This is a genomic window from Kitasatospora sp. NPDC057500, from assembly GCF_042802195.1.
Classification (GTDB): Bacteria; Actinomycetota; Actinomycetes; order Streptomycetales; family Streptomycetaceae; genus Kitasatospora.
Genome location: NZ_JBHVER010000193.1, coordinates 1 through 15,512, shown reverse-complemented (window position 1 = coordinate 15,512; position 15,512 = coordinate 1). Strand labels below are relative to the sequence as shown.

The window sequence follows — 15,512 nt, the reverse complement described above, 5'->3', positions numbered from 1 at the left end:
GCCATCAGCGCGGTCCACAGTCCCGAGTAGCCGCCGCCGACGACCAGCAGATCGCAGGTCTCGTCACCGATCAGGGCCGGCCGGGCGGCGCGGGCGGGCCGGGCGGCGCTCCTGGTGTGGACGGCCGGCATCCTGGTCGCGGCCCTCTTCCCGGCGGACCCGCCGGGCCACCGGGGCCACCCCTCCCCCTCCGAACTCGTCCACGGCAACGCCGCCTTCCTCGCCTTCGCCGCCCTGCCCGCCGCCGCCCTGCTGCTCCGCGGCACGCTCACGGCCCGGCGTCCCGGTCTGCGCACCGCCCTGAACGCCCTCGCCGTGGCCTCGGTCGCCACCACGGCGGCGCTCGCGGTCTTCATGGTCGACGTGATGGACGGCGGCCCCTCGCTGGGACTGGGCGGTGCCCCCACGCTCCTCGGACTCGTCGAACGCCTGGTGCTCGCCGCCGACATCGGATGGGTCGCGCTCGCCGTGGCGGCGACGGGCACCCGCGACGAGCAGGGGCGGGACCGTCATGCATGATCGGCCCATGAATCCACTCGCCGACGCGGGCCCTGCCGACCCCCGCACGGTCCGGCTCGCCGACTGGCTCCTCGCGGCCGCCACCGCCGTCGCCGTCCTGGCCGGCACCGCCCGGCTCGGTGGCCGGCTGGACCTCGCCGGAGCGCTGCCGCTCGCGCTGTGGCTGGGCCTGCTCCTGTTGGCCCGCCGCCGGTGGCCCCTGGCCGTACTGCTGCTCAGCGCACAGGCCGTCATCGTGTTCCGCACCTCCGCACTCACCGACACCGGCTGGCTGTGGCCGGCCTCCGCCGCGTACGCCACCCTGGCCGCCGCCGACCGGCCCGGCCGCCCCGGCCTCCCGTGGGCAGCGGGTCTCGGCCTGGCCGAACTCGCCTTCGCCGCCGCCTGGGAGACGACGGTCGACGGCGCCGGCGCGCGCGAGGCACTCGGCTCGCTGGGCACCGAGGCCCTGTGGCTGGCGGCCCTGCTCGCCACCGCGACCGCCTACCGCAACCGGCTCCGCTGGCGGGCGGAACTCGACGAGCGCCTGCTCCGGACCGCGCGGGAACGGGAGGCCGAGACCGGACGGCGGATCGCGGAGGCCCGCCTCGACATCGCCCGGGAGCTGCACGACGTCGTCGGACACACCCTCACCGTCGTCGGACTCCAACTCCGCGTCGCGGCCGAAGCCCTGGACGACTCCCCGGAGCAGGCACGCGCCGCCGTCGCCACGGCGCAGGCGGTCCGCACCGAAGCCCTGCGGGACCTCCGCTCGCTCGTCCACGTGCTGCGCGCACCGGGAGACGCGGTGCGGGAACCCGCGGCCGGAGTACCCGAGGTCGCGGCGCTCGTCGACCGGATGCGCTCGCCGGAGCTGGACATCCGGTTCGAGGCGGTCGGCGACCTCGCCGCAGTCCCCGCCCCGCTCTCCCTCGCCGTCCACCGGATCGTCCAGGAAGCCCTCACCAACACCGTCCGCCACGCGGGCGCCGCACGGGCCGAGGTGACCGTCCGGTGCGCCGGCGGACGGGTCGAGGTCACCGTCACCGACGACGGCCGGAGCGCACCGGCGACCTCGCCGCCGACCGGGCACGGGGTGCGCGGGATGGGCGAGCGGGTCCGGGCCCTCGGCGGCGCCTTCTCGGCCGGACCGCACGACGCCGGCCACGGATGGGTCGTGCGGGCCGCCATCCCTGTGCCAGGCTTCCGGGCATGACGATCAAGGTACTCCTCGCCGACGACCAGGCCCTGGTACGGGCCGGATTCGGCAGCCTCCTCGCCCGTGCCCAGGACATCGAGGTCGTCGGCGAGGCGGGCACCGGCGACGAGGCGGTCCGGACGGCGCGCGCCGTCCGCCCCGACGTCGTCCTCATGGACATCCGCATGCCCGGCACGGACGGCCTCGCCGCCACCCGCACGATCGTCGCGGACCCCGGCCTGACGGACTGCCGGGTCATCGTCCTCACGACCTTCGAGACCGACGAGTACGTCTTCGCGGCCCTGCGCGCCGGCGCGAGCGGCTTCCTCACCAAGGAGATCGAACCGGACGACCTGCGTCGGGCCGTCCGATCGGTGGCGGCCGGCGACGCCCTGCTCTCACCGGGCGCCACCCGCTGGGTCATCGAACAGTTCGCCCACCGCCCGACGGCCCCCACCGACACCGCAGGACGCCTCGCCGTGCTCACCGCCCGGGAACTCGAAGTGACCCGCCTGATCGCGACCGGCCTGTCCAACGACCAGATCGCCGCACGACTGTTCATCAGCCCGCACACCGCCAAGACCCACGTCACCCGCGCGATCGCCAAGCTCGGCGTCCGCGACCGCGCCCAACTGGTGATCCTCGCCTACGAGACGGGCCTGGTGCTCGCCGGCGGGGTGCCGACGGCGTCGTCCCCGTCGGGCGCGGAGAAGACCACTGTCCGGATACCGGAGGGCGGTGGTGGACAACCGGCGTGACGAACTCCCTGGACCTCCCCGAGCTGCTCCGCCTGATCGACGAGCGGGCGACGGCCTTCCGCGCCGCGGTCGCCGCCGCGCCCGACCTCGGTGCGACGGTACCGACCTGCCCCGACCGGACGCTGTCCGATCTGGCGCAGCACCTCGGCGAGGGCCGTCACAAGTGGGCCGCCATCGCTTCCGCGGGCCCCGCCGGCACCTGCCCGGCCGCGCCCGTCGCCCCGGCCGCGCCGCGTGAGCGCGAGACCCTGGTGGCCTGGCCGGCCGCGTCGGCGCAGCTGCTGGACGCCCTGCGGCAGGCCGGGCCGGACGGCGGCTGCTGGACGTGGTGGGGCGACTCGCGGTCACCCGCGACGGCCGGCGCGGTCGCCCGGCACCGGCTCCAGGAGATCGCGGTGCACACCCACGACGCCCGGCTCGGCGCCGACCCGGTCCGGGGTGCCCGCCCGCCGTGAACACCTCGGCGAGGGCCGGGCCGGGGGCGGCCGGTCCGAGGTCGTACTCGTACAGCGTGTGGAGCACCCAGGCCGCTCCGGTCCGGCTCACCCCGGCCGGTCGTCGTTGCCGGGGTGGCGGCCGGCGCCGGGGCGGTGGTCGTCGCAGAACCAGCCTCCGGCGTACAGCCGCGCGGCCGCTCCGCAGCGGGTGAGGCGGCCGGCGGAGCAGATGTCGCGCACGATCGGGGCGATGGGCGGTCTGGTGATCGGTCGCGGGACCTCGGTGGCCGGCGGCCGGGCGGCCTCGCCGCTGTCGCGGACCGGCAGCACCTCGGCGTGCCGGCGGCGGCGATCGGACCGGTCGACGACGCAGCGGGACTCGCCGACGGGCGGTGTGCCACCGCTTCCGGGCGTGCGGACGTGGCGTTCCTTGCAGGTCCGGTGGTCGTCGCTCTCGGTGGGGTGACAGCGGTGGTGCGGGTTGGGATGCGGGTTGTGATGCGCCGTGAGCAGGTTGACGAGCGTGCGGAAGGCGGTGTCGCGCTCGGAGCTTTCGCCGTCGAAATCGTCCATGGCATCTCTTCTCCGCCCTCGCCCACCGGGGTAGGGTCAGGCACGAAAGGGACCGCAGTCGTGATTCCAACGTGCGCGCGCCCTCGAATGCCTCCGGAATTCAATGACCTCCGGACAGTTGTCCTGATCCTGCGGCGAATTCCCCTCACGGTCCCGGAGAATTGGCCTCCCCCGTGCAGCGGGTGCCGCATTTCCGGCCGATTGCCCGGAATGCAACCACCCGGAACAGGCCACCTCGCCCCCAGGAGGTGCCGGCCCCGGTCGCCCGCCGTCCGCCGTCCGCCGTTGCCCCGCCCGTCAGCGTTCCGCGGCCCGACGGGGCATCGGCGGACGGTCGAGCACCTCGACGTACATGATCCGCTCGTCCACGACGTCCAGGAGCAGCATGCCGGTCGAGGGCGACAGCTCCACGCAGCGGCGGCCCTCGCCGAACGGCTCCCCCGGCGGATGGTGTGCCGTCCTGAGGCTCTGGCAGAAGTCGTCACCGCAGTCGCACTCGCCCACCAGGCGAATGTCCCGCACACGGACGGCGAGGTCGTGTTCCCCTTCGTCCGCAAGGAGCGCGGACAGCTCCGCCACCAGGTCCGGGAAAATGTCACGGACGAACGGATGTTTCTCTTCCATGCGGTGAGGGTAACCGCTGCCGCCCCCACCTTTGTCCTCCTCGTGGGTGATCAGGCGGGCGGGGTGGCGAAGTAGATGCCCTCGCACAGTTCGCGGGCGATCCGGGCGTAGCGGCCGACGTCGCGCAGCGGGCCGTCCTCCAGGCGCCGCCAGTCGCGGGCGGCGCTCGCCGCCGCCCGGCGCAACTCGGCGGGGCCGGCGTCCGGGGGCAGGCGCAGCCGGGCGGCGGGGGTGCGCCCCGTGGCGAGGGCGATCAGGGCGGTGGCAGTGTCCTCGTCGAGCTCCAGCCGGTGCCCGGCCACCGCGGCCAGGGCCCGGGCGAGTTCATGGCGGCGCAGTTCCGGATGGCGGCGCAGGTCGCCGATCCGGGTGCGGGCCTGGTGCAGCACGTCGGCCGGCAGGCCCTCCCCGCTCCCGAGCGCCGCCTCGACGGCGCCGAGGGCGGCGGCCGAGCGCAGCGCGTCCGCGGCATCGACGAAGCGCAGCCGCAAGTGCTCGACGACCGCGGCGATGCCGGAGGCCGCCCGGAACTCGGCGAGCAGGGCGGCGGCGCCGATCGGGCGGCCCTCGGCGCGGGCCCGGCCGGCGGCCTTCAGCGCGGTGTCGATGCCGTAGACGCCGAGCAGGCCGAACAGCCGCTCCCGCTCGGGGCGGTTGAGCGGTGCGCCCTCCCAGTCGAGGAAGCGCCGGCCGGAGTAGAGGGCGCGGCGCAGGTCGCCGGCGGGTGCTTCGGCGAGCCGGCGCACCAGGGCGGCGTCCGGTTCGGTGAAGTCGTCGCCGAGGGCGGTCTGGGCGAGCAGGCCGACCACCGGGAGCACCTCGTCGACCAGCCCGGCGAGCCGGGTGGCGTTGGTCGCGGCGACCTGCCGGGCGCGCGGCCAGGGGTCGCCGTGGCCCTCGCCGAGCAGGTCGATCCGGCTGAGCACGCCGACGGCGTTGAGCGCGGTCATCCGCCCGTCGGCCTGGGCACGCAGCGCGCCCAGCGCCTCGGCGTCGCCCGCGCCGGGGTGCGGCATGACGTAGATCGTCGCGTCGGCGCGGGCGAGGGCGTCCAGCGCGGGCTCGTCGAGGCCGCTCAGCGAGTCGAGGCCGGGGGTGTCGACCAGCACGCAGTCCCCGGCGGGCCGCAGGCCGGCCGCCTCGACGACCACTTCGGCGATCTCGTCGGTGCCGACGCCGAGGTCCCGGGGGTCGCGCGGCAGGCCGCCGGGCCGCCAGTGGGCGGTGCCGTCCCGCAGCCGGACCTGGAGCCGGTTGAGCCGGCCGGGCCGGAACCAGGCGACCACGGTGGTGCACTCGGTGGCGGCCGAGGCGGCCAGCCGGCGGCCGAGCAGGGCGTTCACCAGGGTCGACTTGCCCGCGTTCATCCGGCCGCCGACGGCGATCCGCAGGGTGCGCCCGGCCAGCCGCTCGTGGACGGCGCGCACCTCGTCGGCGGGCGGGCCGGGTGGCAGCCGGCCCGCCAGTTCGGCGCAGAACCCGGCCACCACCGGGGCGAGTTCGGCGCCGGACGGGGGGACGGTCACCGGGTCACCGCCGGTGCGGAGGCACCGGTCGGCGGGGCGGTGCCGCGCTGCTCGCGCTCCAGCAGCCTGGCCAGCCGCTGGGCGGGGCGGCGCAGCCCGGCCACCTCCTCCTTGCTCTCACGCAACTCCTCCGCCCAGAACTTGAGCCGCTTGGCCGCACTCTCCACGCCCTTGAACCAGGAGACCATGCTGTCGATCCCGTTGGCCTCCTTGCGCAGGTCCTTGACGAACCCCTTCGCCGTCTCCATGCGCTCCTCCGCCCGCTGCGCCTCATGCGCCAGCAGGGTGGACAGGCACCACAGGACCGGCACGGCGACCCCGCGCGGCGAGCGCCCGCAGGAGACCGCGACCGTCGTCCCGCGGACCCGGCCACCGCTGCCGACCAGTTCCTCCAGCGGGGCGGTGGCGGCGCGCGCCCTGGCCCAGTCGGCGGGATCGGTGACCAGGTCGGCTTTGGTGTAGGCGAGGACGATCGGCAGCGGGGTGGACCCGTCGCCGACGGCCCGGTGCAGCAGGACGACGGTGCGGCGGACCTCGTCGTGGGAGTCGGGGTCGGTGGCGAGGCGGTGGGCGTCGGCGAAGACGACCACCGCGTCGGCCTCGGTGAGCCGCTTCAGCAGCTTCCTGGTCTCCGGGTCGTCGGCGGCCGAGCTGGTGAGGGCGCCGCCCCGGTAGTCGGTCCAGTGGAAGCCCACGACCTCCCTGCGCCCGTATTCGAGTCCGGCTTCCAGATCGGTGCTCCGGGAGGTCGGCGGCGGGTAGATCCCCTTGCCCAACAGCTTTCCGGCCTGCTTCAGTTGGCTCGCGGTCCCGCTGTCGGCGGTGACCATCCGGAAGCCCTTGCGGCCGGCGGCGAGGTAGCTGAACATCGCGGCGAGGTAGGTGCTCTTGCCGGCGCTGCTGTGGCCGAGGGCGACCACCCGCAGGTTCGTCAGGTCCATGGGGTCAGCTCCGGTCCGGGTCGGGCGTGCCGGTGGTGGCGCCGAGGCCGTGGGCGAGGGCGAGGCCCTCGTCGCGCAGGGCGGTGAGCGAGCCGATCCGGCGCTTGACGCGGTCCCGGCCGGCGGCGAGGTCGGCGGCTGCGGTGGCCAGGTCGCGTCGGTGGTCGGCGAGTCGGCGCTCCAGCCGGAGCCGCTCGTCGGCGATCGCCTGGTCGAGGGCGACGGCGAGGCGGTCGGTCAACTCGTCGACGTGGCTGGTGATCTGGGCCGGGATCTCGGTGCTCAGTTCGGTGAGAACCCGGTTGAGGTGGCGGGTGGCGTCGCCGCGCACCCGGCCGAGTTCGGCGCGCTGGCGACGGCGGCGGGTGAGCACGGCGAGCATCGCGTAGCTGGCCACGGCGGGCAGCAGCACGCTGCTGGTGACCAGGGCCACCACGGTGCCGAAGGTGGCGGCGGTGCCGACCGACGGGATGACGCTCTCGATCATGCCGAGCGGGCCGCCGTCCTGGTGCGTGGAGTGCACCATCTCCGGCAGGCCGGCGCCGCGTTCGGCCCGGATGACGGCACTGTCGTCGACCACGGCGAGCTCCGTACCGGGACGCCCGCCGTCCGCGCGGCCGGTTTCCGTGCGCCCGGCGTCCAGCACCGTGGCGCACTCGCGCCGCACCCGCTCCTCCAGGACGGCCAGGCCGCGCCGGGCGGCGTTGTCCAGTTGCAGCCAGACCGCCTCCACCTGGGCCTCCAGATCGGCCGGGAACTCCTGGGCCAGAGCGGTGGGTTCGGAGGTGGCGATCTTCGCCTCGGCGTGCTGGCGGACGTCGTTCAGGCTGCGCCGGAAGCCGAGCTGGAGGGTGTTCTTGAGGTCGCGGGCACCGGTGGTCAGGGCGCGCCGCCACTGGGCGCTCTCCGACTGGAGCAGCCGCAGTGCCTCCTCGGCTCGCTCGACCTCGGCGGCGAGGGTGGGGTCCTGCTGGAGCGAGCGCAGGCGCAGTTCCTGCTCGGCGAGCGGGGCGGCGAGCGCGGCGAGGGCGACGTGCACCACGTTGGCCAGCCGCAGCTCGGCGGCGCGGGCGGCGATCCGGCGGCGCAGCAGCGCGTCCAGCGGCTCGAACCCGCTCTCCTCCAACAGCTCGGCAGCGTCATGGAGTTCACCTGAGCCGGCGGCGTCGGCGGCGTCCCGGCGGGCCCGGTTGCTGACCGGGAACCAGGGGGCGCCGGCGTGCCGGGAGGCGTACCGGGCGAGCAGTTCGCGGTTGCGTTCGAGGACGGTGGGCCAGGCGTCGTGGCTGTCGGTCTTGGTGAGCACGAACACCGTCTCGGCGGTGCGTTCGGTGGCGCGGGCGAGGAAGTCCAGTTCGGAGCGGGTGAGTTCGCTGGAGCCGTCGACGACGAACACCAGAGCGTCGGCGTTCTCCAGTGCGGCCAGGGCGAGTTGGGCGTGTCCGCTGAGCAGACCGCCGACGCCCGGGGTGTCGACGAGCTCCAGGCCGGAGGCGAGCAGCGGGACGGGCAGCTCGACCTCGACGTGATGCACGTCGAGGCGGTGCGGGCGCCCGGTGGCCGGGTCGACGGCGGCGTACTCGGCGATCCGCTCCAGCGGGATCGGCTCCGGGTGCGGCGCGGCGTCGGGGGCCTGGTTGCCGGGCAGCAGGAAGGCCTCGGCGCGCGGGCGTTCGCCGTGCCGGACGACGACGTGCACACCGGTGGCGACGTCGGCGTCGACCGGGAGCAGGTCCCAGACGCCGACCAGGCTGTTGATGGTGGAGCTCTTGCCGCGCTTCTTCTCGCCGACGACGACCAGGGAGGCGGCGCCGTCGGCGGCCCGGGCGGCCTCGGCGCGCAGGCGGCGGGCGCCGTCGGCGGCGGTGGTGTTGGCGGCGGTGGTGTTGGCGGCGGTGGTGTTGGCGGCGGTGGTGTTGGCGGCGGCGCTGGCGCTGTCGCCCTGGTCCTCGGTCGGGGCTTCGGCGGCGGCGGTGCGGGCGGCGCGTTCGAGGAGGTCGGCGGTGCGGGTCGCGAAGTCCAGGACGCGGGCGTGGGAAGGGGCTTCGGGGCGGGGAGGGGTCATGAGGGTTCTCCCGTGGCGGGGTCGGTCCGGTCGCCGGGGGCGGAGGGTCCCTTCGGCGGCTGCGCGGGCGGGGCGGAGGGGGCCGCGGAGGCGGGCGGCGGGGTGGCGGGATCGTCGTCGAAGTCGCCGAACATGCCCGACAGGTCGGCCTGTTGCGGGTCGACCGACCGGCTCCGCCAGCGCGGCGCCGCCTCCGGTGCCGTATACGGTGCCGCGGCCGGCCGTGGCACTCCGGCGTCGGGCGGCACCGGTGACGCGTTCGGTGCGGGCGGGGCAGGCGGCGTGGGCGGCGCGGAGCGCTCGTCTCCGTACGGCGCCGGGCGTTCCGCCGGGCTCGCCGGGCCGGGCAGCGGCTCGCCCAGGCCGTCGTACGGATCGCGGCCGGGCACCCGGGCCCGGCCGAACCGGGGGCCGCCACCGGGCCGCACCCCGGGAGCCCGGCGGTCGGACGTCTGCCCGTCCGTGCGCTTCGGGGTGCTCTCCGAGCGCTCCGGGTCGGACCGCCCGGCCTCCGGCTGCTCGGGCTCCTCCGACCAGAACGCGTCGACCATCGCCTTGCCCAGCTTGCCGAGGCCGCGCGCGGTCCTCCCCCACGTGGACGAGCCGGACTTCCCATCCGATTTGGCGTCCGCCTTGGCGTCCGCTTTGGCATCCGACGTGGCATCCGACTTCGCGCCCGACTTCGCGCCCGACTTCGAGGCGGGGCCCTGCTCCGAGACGGGCGGCGTCGGCGGGGACGGCCGAGGCGGCGGGGGCCGCAGCAGCTGGTAGCCGTGGCAGTCCGCGCTGGTCAGGTGGGTGAGCCGGTCCGCGTCGGCGTCCGAGCGCCGCCGCCAGCCGGTGACCAGGACGCACCGGCCCGGCCCGGCGGCGGCCGCCGCCCAGACGCCGTGGGCGTCCGCCTCCGGAAGCAGGTGGGTTCCCGCCGGAAGCGCGGGCCGCCAGGCCGCCGGCACCGCCGGGCCGCCCGCCGCCCCCGGTGCCCGCTCCGGCCAGGGGGCGGCGACCGGCCGGGTGGTCCACGGCTCGGCCTCCTCCCGCCCCTCCGCCTCCCAGGTCGGCGCGATCCACTCGGTGTAGACCGGCCCGGCCCAGTCGGCCAGGTGCTCGGTCAGCTCGGCCAGCGTGGGGATCCGCCCACCGGTGTCGGCCGACGCGGGCCGGTACCAGCCCACGAAGCCGTACAGCGGACGGCCGAAACGGTCCTGCACCATCTCCCGGCTGATCAGGCCCAGTTCACAGGCTGCCCCGACCAGCACACCCCTGACGTCACGGTGCAGCAGGAAGCGCGGGCCGTACTCCAGCCGGCTCCCCCCGGCGACGGCGGCGCGCACGGCGTCCCCCACCGCCCCCTGCCGGTCGACACCGGCGGGCAGCGCCCGCCACCACTGGTCGACCCGCAGGGTTCGGCCGTAGACCACCGCCGACCAGCCGCCTGGGACGGCGCCGTCCATCGCGTGGGCGGCGTGCTCGGGCTCCGGGCCGTGGGTCGTGTTCCTCGTCGTCATGGCGACCGCCCCTCAGTCCGTCATCAGTCGGCCGTCACGGAAGATGGCGACGCCCCGCAGCTCATCGTCCAGCTCGCGGCAGCGCTCCTGAGCCCGTTGCAGGTCGGCCGAGGTCGCCGAACTGCTGGTGAGCAGCCGGTCGATCTCCTGCCGGGCGCTGCTCTTCTGCGCCCCCCTGAACAGTCCGCCGAACAGCCCCTGGCTGAGCGCGGCCAGTTCGCCGCGCGAGGCGTCGAGGCTCTCGGCAAGCCGGCCCATCTCCTGCCGGTTCCGGACGATGCCCTCGCTGAGGTAGTGGCGGAGGCTGAAGATGATCGGCAGGTGGAGGTTCTTCGGGGCGATCCGGCTGGCGTCCACGGTGGCCTGCGCCGCCGCGCCGAAGTTGCCGAGCTGCACGGCGCAGAGCGCCACGGTGACGCCCTCGGCGTCGTCGCCGGCCAGCACCGGCACGAGCTTGGGGAAGTTCCGCCCCGCCATCTGGAGCGCCTCGGACGCCCGCAGACCGGTGCGCTCGGCCAGCAGGTCCGCCTTGGTGAGCAGGACGGTGACGCTGGGGACCGGGTCGCCCTCCGCCAGGCGGCTGCTGAAGACCCGGGAGATCGCGCGGCTGAACCGGGAGATCTCCATCGGGTCGTCGTCACGGTCGAGGTTGCCGGGCGCACCGGCCTTGATCCACTCGGCCACGTGCTCGGAGTCCAGCGCCAGGACGATGCTGTCGGAGCGCATCAGCCGGTCCTCCAGCAGCGCGACGTCCTCGGCGGCGCCCCGGCGGTCCAGGGCGGCGTTGCCGCGGAAGTCGACGCAGTCGATCGTCATCAGGTCGCGCATGCCCCGCCGGAACACGAACTCGTAGGAGATCGGCCGGTCCGAGGTGGCCTTGGGCATGGTGCCGGTGCGGCGCAGCCGGGCCCAGTCCTCGGCGAGGTCGAGGTCGAGGTCGGGGTCGGTGGTGTAGAGGTAGTAGCCCTGCACGCCCATGGAGAGGCGGTTGTACATGCCGTGCAGGTAGGCGGTCTTGCCGGAGCCGCTGGCTCCGAGCATGGTGAGGGTGAGGGTGGGGACCGTCATCTGTGCAATGTCCTTCGTCTCGCGGGGTCGTCGGTGGCGGGGTCGTCATCGGTGGCGGGGTGTCCAGCTGCGGGGTGCTCGGTGGCGGGGTGCTCGGTGGCGCGTGTCCAGTGGCGGTCGTTCAGAACGACAGGACGTCCTCCAGCAGCTCGCCGAGCCGGTCGGCCGGCTCCACCAGCGGCTCCAGGCGTGCCAGTTCGTCGGCGGCCAGGGCGCGGTCGCGGTCGCGGATGGAGGCCCAGGACGGTTCGTCCTCCCACCAGCTGCTGATCCGGTCCCACAGGGTGTCGCGCTGGTCGGCGTGACGGGCGGAGGCCATCAGGCTGTCGATCGAGGCGGACAGCTCCATGGCCCGGCCGATGATTCCGAACCGGAGCGTCCAGAGCACCGGCAGCGCCACGCCCTCCGGCTCCGGCCCGCAGACCAGCGGGATGAACGCCCCCTGGATGTGCCGGGTCTCCTGGACCGCCTCGATCAGCGGCAGGAACGGCCCGATGAAGCGCTCCTCCGCGTCGGGCGCGCCGAGGTCGACCAGGTCCGTCTTGGTGAGCGCGATCACCAGCGGCGTCACGCTCTCCTCCCGGTCGGCGACCGCCTGGTGGACGCGGACGACCAGCCGACGGACGTCCTCGACGGCCTCCGGGTCGGTGTCCAGGCGGAGCGCGTCGACGAAGAGCACGATGCCGTCCGCCGCGACCAGGTCGTCGTGCAGCCGGGCGGCCTGCGGACTGGAGCGCCGGTGCTCGGTGAGGGCGCCGCCGCGGTGGTCCGTCCAGCGGAACGGGAAGATCTCGTCGCCGTCGTGGCAGAGGACGAACTCGTAGCAGTGGGGCCGGTCGCTGGCCCGGGGGTAGCGCCCGCGCAGGATGGCGCGGGCCTCGGCGAGCAGGGAGCGGTGGGCCTCGCGGTCGGCGGTGCGCAGGGTCATGCCCTCGACGCCGTCGCACATGGCGGCGTACATCAGGGAGAGGTAGCTGGTCTTCCCGGCCGCGCTGTGGCCGAGCATCACGATGTCCATGCGGTTCCCTCGCGGTTCTCGCGGGCCGGTTCCTCGGACGGGCGGTCCGTTTTCGGGCAGGGCGGGGCGCGGTGCGGCGGTTCTGGGAGTTTTCGGTTCTGCGGTTCTGCGGTTCTTCGGTTCTTCGGTTCCGGGGTTCCGCGGCTCCCGGGTCCTGGGCCGGCAGCTCAGAACCAGAGCTCGGGATCGACCTCGTCCGGGTAGTGGGCGACGGTCCAGCGGCCGGCCGCGGCCGCTTCCTGTTCGGCCGTCTCCTCGGTGTCGGCCGGGGTCGGAAGGGCGGGCAGGTCGGTGAGCGCGCCGAGGGCCACGGCGGCCTTCGGGTCGGCGGCCAGGTCGGGCGACCGGCCCAGCCAGGCGCCGACCAGGTCGGCCACCGGCGGCGTCCGGCTCGCCGCCCCGCAGAGCACCACGGCCCCCAGGCCTGCCGGGGTCAGACCGGCCCGGGCGACCGTCCGCTCCAGCAGCGCGACCGAGGCGGCCAGCGCGGGGACGACGGCCTCGCGGTACTCGCCGCCCTGGACCACGAACCGGTCCGGGTAGCCCGGCACCGCGAGGTACACCGTGCCGGTCTCCGACAGCGACTCCTTCGCGAGGGTCACCTCGCGGGCGAGCTGCGCCCGCTGGTGGGCGGCAGCGGGCGCCGGGTCGGCCCAGAGCCGCCGCCAGGGCTCGGGGTCGAGGTCCAGTGCCCGATCGCGGAGCAGTTCGAACAGGGCCTGGTCCAGGTCGCGGCCGCCGAAGTCCGGATTCCCGGCCACCGCGACGGCCCGGAAGCCGTCCGCCTCCCGGCGGAGCACCGCGATGTCCACGGTGCCGCCGCCGAGGTCATAGACGGCGATCGGCCGATCGCCGCCCCCTTCGACGTCACCCGCCTCCTGGGCGTCCGCCGCGTGGAAGCGGGCGGCGGCGACCGGCTCGGGCAACAGCTCCGGCGCGTCCACCCCGGCCCGGCCGGCCGCCTCGATCAACCGCTCCAGATCGCCCGGCGACCAGTCCGCGGGGTGGGTGAGCACCACGCGCCCCGCCGCCGCCCCGCCCCGCTTCGCCCGCGCCTCGCCCACCACCCGGGTGAGCACGGCGGCGGCCAGGTCGACGGTGGCCACCTCACGGTCGTCCAGCAGCACCGCCGACTGCCGGAGCAGCGCCCGCTTGGGGTGCTGCTCGGCGCGTTCCGGCCACTGCGCGGCGAGTTGCACGGCGGACCGGCCGGTGAGCAGCCGGCCGTCGTCGTCGAGGCAGACCAGGGAGGGCAGGTAGCGACTGTTCTCGATCTCGACCGCCGCCGCGACACCGGCCTCGACGCGCACGGCCGCGGTGGTGAAGCAGGTACCGAAGTCGATCGCCAACGACCAGTCAGACACGTTTCCTCACAAGTGAGTTGCGGCGGCGCGGGGCGCACGGGCGGGGCCGGAGGAAGGACCTCCGGCACCCCCGCGCAGGATGGTAGGGCCCCGGGAGCAACTGTGGAGATAATCAGTACATCTTGTAACAATGGCATGGCCATTGCCGGTTGCCCATGCCCCCGGATGGCACCCCGCTCCCCCGGGCCGGGGTGCCACGACCAGTCTCGGCGCGCCGTTCGATCGAGACACCGTCAGGTGACCGAATCCGCACACCTTCCCGCCGACTGCCAACCTCCCGGGGACCATGCGAGAGATCGATGAGTTGACACCCGCGAGCATCGTCCGGGGCACCCCGTGGACGCCCGGCTCCCCGGCCGCCCGGCAGCCGACCCCGCACCGCCCTCCACCGAGCCATGCAGACCGGCGCACCCGTCGGCGAGACCGCGGACGCCCTCATTCCCACCGCCCTTGGCGAGGAGGCCCGACAGGTCACGGTGGCGCTGCAGCACCTGATGCAGCCCCTCCTGGACCCGTTCGACACCTTCGACGGCAAGGACGAGGACACTCCACGCCAACTCGGCGGCCACACCGCCACCGCCCACTTCTTCACCCGCCACCGTGGCGTAGGAAGTCGGCCAGCCCGACTTCCTGTGCAACAAGGACCATCCACCGCCCACCCGAACCCGCATAGGCGTCACACGCGCCACCCACCCCCTCAGGCCCGATATACCCGTTGCAGAACCCCACCCCACAGCCACACAGGGTCCACAACTCACAACCGCCACTCCCCACACACGCCGGGGAGCAGGCCCACGGCTTCTACCGCGCGCGCACGTCACAGCGGGCCCATCCCCACGTGCGCGGGGAGCAGCACGCCATCGTCCTGCTGAACGACTACCGGCCGGGCCCATCCCCGCGTGCGCGGGGAGCAGCCACCTTCGAAGCCCCTTGCACGATGGCGCTGGGGACCATCCCCGCGTGCGCGGGGAGCAGGCACCTGCGGCGACGCCTCTTCTGTTCGGGTTGGGACCATCCCCGCGTGCGCGGGGAGCAGTTGTCCGGCCGCAGGTACGGCGGCAGCGGCGTGGGACCATCCCCGCGTGCGCGGGGAGCAGCGGGGGGTCGTGGAGTACCTGGGTGAGGTGGGCGGGACCATCCCCGCGTGCGCGGGGAGCAGGCCCGCCGGCCAGTCCCCAGGACACCCGGGCGGGGACCATCCCCGCGTGCGCGGGGAGCAGGCCGCCACCGCCGACTTCCTGCCCGGCGGCCGGGGACCATCCCCGCGTGCGCGGGGAGCAGGTGAGCTGTCTGCGGTGGACGTTCGGGCAGCCGGGACCATCCCCGCGTGCGCGGGGAGCAGAGCTCGTGAGCTGGGGGTTTATGCGGGGGCAGGGCGGAATTCTGCAACTTGTTGGGAATCGGGCATTTCGGGTCTTCGGGATGCTTCTCGGCAGGCGTGGGACAACTCTATCGACGAATGGCCAGCCACGACCGGAAGTTGAGACGGGCCAACGTCGTTCCAGCGATGTCACCGGGCACAGAGGGCTCCTGATTCGCGACCGCGCAGCGTCCGCTGACAGGTGCGACCCGGTGGTCCGCCGGTCGATCCAACGCACTGTCGGATTGACACTGGGTCGCTGACGCATGACATCGGTCGGGTGAAGCAACCCCGCCGTGTCTCGGGGCCGGGCTGGTGGTTCGGCGAGCCGACCCACCGTCGCACGCCCGCGCGGCGAAAGACGAGCTGTCCATTCTGTGGATCATTGAGACTGCCCTGCGTGTTCATACGATTCTTGCGGCTGTGCCGGTGGCCGTTGTCGGCGCAGTGGCGGGTGCCGGCGGACAGGGGGTACGAGACGGATCAGAACTCGGTGGACGCCACTGACTGCACGCTGGCCAAAGCCGGGCCAACGGCTTCACCGGGTCAGTCGCCTGCTCCAGCGGCGAGAAGC

The 15,512-nt window shown here is 74.7% G+C and carries 11 protein-coding genes, 2 pseudogenes and 1 CRISPR repeat array; of the genes and pseudogenes, 4 read left to right on the top strand and 9 right to left on the bottom strand.

Going from position 1 to position 15,512, the window contains the following annotated elements; translation table 11 throughout:
• The first annotated feature begins 114 nt into the window (after positions 1-114).
• The 4 genes and pseudogenes from ACFU74_RS30015 to ACFU74_RS30000 all read left to right on the top strand — a co-directional run.
• Positions 115-519: a DUF998 domain-containing protein gene (locus ACFU74_RS30015; protein ID WP_380762337.1), complete on the top strand. Its 405-nt coding sequence runs from the start codon at positions 115-117 to the stop codon at positions 517-519.
• Between the two features lie 7 nt (positions 520-526).
• Positions 527-1,714, top strand: coding sequence for a sensor histidine kinase (locus ACFU74_RS30010; protein WP_380762335.1), 1,188 nt, complete (start codon positions 527-529; stop codon positions 1,712-1,714).
• Positions 1,711-2,370 (top strand): annotated as a pseudogene (locus ACFU74_RS30005) (response regulator); the annotation flags it as partial. The gene ACFU74_RS30010 and the pseudogene ACFU74_RS30005, both read left to right, overlap by 4 nt.
• Before the next feature lie 80 nt (positions 2,371-2,450).
• Positions 2,451-2,873 (top strand): annotated as a pseudogene (locus ACFU74_RS30000) (maleylpyruvate isomerase N-terminal domain-containing protein); the annotation flags it as partial.
• A gap of 123 nt (positions 2,874-2,996) precedes the next feature.
• Here ACFU74_RS30000 and ACFU74_RS29995 read toward each other — a convergent pair.
• From ACFU74_RS29995 to ACFU74_RS29955, 9 genes are all read right to left on the bottom strand, one after another.
• The gene (locus ACFU74_RS29995) at positions 2,997-3,464 is read right to left on the bottom strand and encodes a hypothetical protein (RefSeq protein WP_380762333.1); all 468 of its coding nucleotides are present in this window, start codon (positions 3,462-3,464) and stop codon (positions 2,997-2,999) included.
• Positions 3,465-3,761: 297 nt separating this feature from the next.
• On the bottom strand, positions 3,762-4,088 hold the full coding sequence (locus ACFU74_RS29990; protein ID WP_380762331.1) for a hypothetical protein: 327 nt from the start codon (positions 4,086-4,088) through the stop codon (positions 3,762-3,764).
• A gap of 50 nt (positions 4,089-4,138) precedes the next feature.
• Complete coding sequence (locus ACFU74_RS29985) at positions 4,139-5,614, bottom strand: dynamin family protein (protein ID WP_380762329.1); 1,476 nt, start codon at positions 5,612-5,614, stop codon at positions 4,139-4,141.
• Positions 5,611-6,555 carry a hypothetical protein gene (locus tag ACFU74_RS29980; protein WP_380762327.1) on the bottom strand — a complete coding sequence of 315 codons (945 nt, stop codon included), beginning with the start codon at positions 6,553-6,555 and terminating at the stop codon, positions 5,611-5,613. The genes ACFU74_RS29985 and ACFU74_RS29980 overlap by 4 nt, the downstream gene beginning before the upstream one ends.
• A gap of 4 nt (positions 6,556-6,559) precedes the next feature.
• Entirely contained in the window at positions 6,560-8,620 is a 2,061-nt protein-coding gene (locus ACFU74_RS29975; protein ID WP_380762325.1) for a dynamin family protein, read from the bottom strand.
• Positions 8,617-10,128 carry a hypothetical protein gene (locus ACFU74_RS29970; RefSeq protein ID WP_380762323.1) on the bottom strand — a complete coding sequence of 504 codons (1,512 nt, stop codon included), beginning with the start codon at positions 10,126-10,128 and terminating at the stop codon, positions 8,617-8,619. Before ACFU74_RS29970 ends, ACFU74_RS29975 begins: the two co-directional genes overlap by 4 nt.
• A gap of 12 nt (positions 10,129-10,140) precedes the next feature.
• Positions 10,141-11,196 (bottom strand): hypothetical protein, encoded by a 1,056-nt coding sequence (locus ACFU74_RS29965; protein WP_380762321.1) that lies wholly within the window; start codon positions 11,194-11,196, stop codon positions 10,141-10,143.
• A gap of 121 nt (positions 11,197-11,317) precedes the next feature.
• Positions 11,318-12,214: a hypothetical protein gene (locus tag ACFU74_RS29960; protein ID WP_380762319.1), complete on the bottom strand. Its 897-nt coding sequence runs from the start codon at positions 12,212-12,214 to the stop codon at positions 11,318-11,320.
• A 167-nt stretch (positions 12,215-12,381) separates the two neighbouring features.
• Complete coding sequence (locus ACFU74_RS29955) at positions 12,382-13,578, bottom strand: Hsp70 family protein (protein ID WP_380762317.1); 1,197 nt, start codon at positions 13,576-13,578, stop codon at positions 12,382-12,384.
• Positions 13,579-14,343: 765 nt separating this feature from the next.
• Positions 14,344-14,920: a CRISPR direct-repeat array (repeat unit 25 nt; unit sequence CCATCCCCGCGTGCGCGGGGAGCAG).
• Positions 14,921-15,512: the final 592 nt, after the last annotated feature.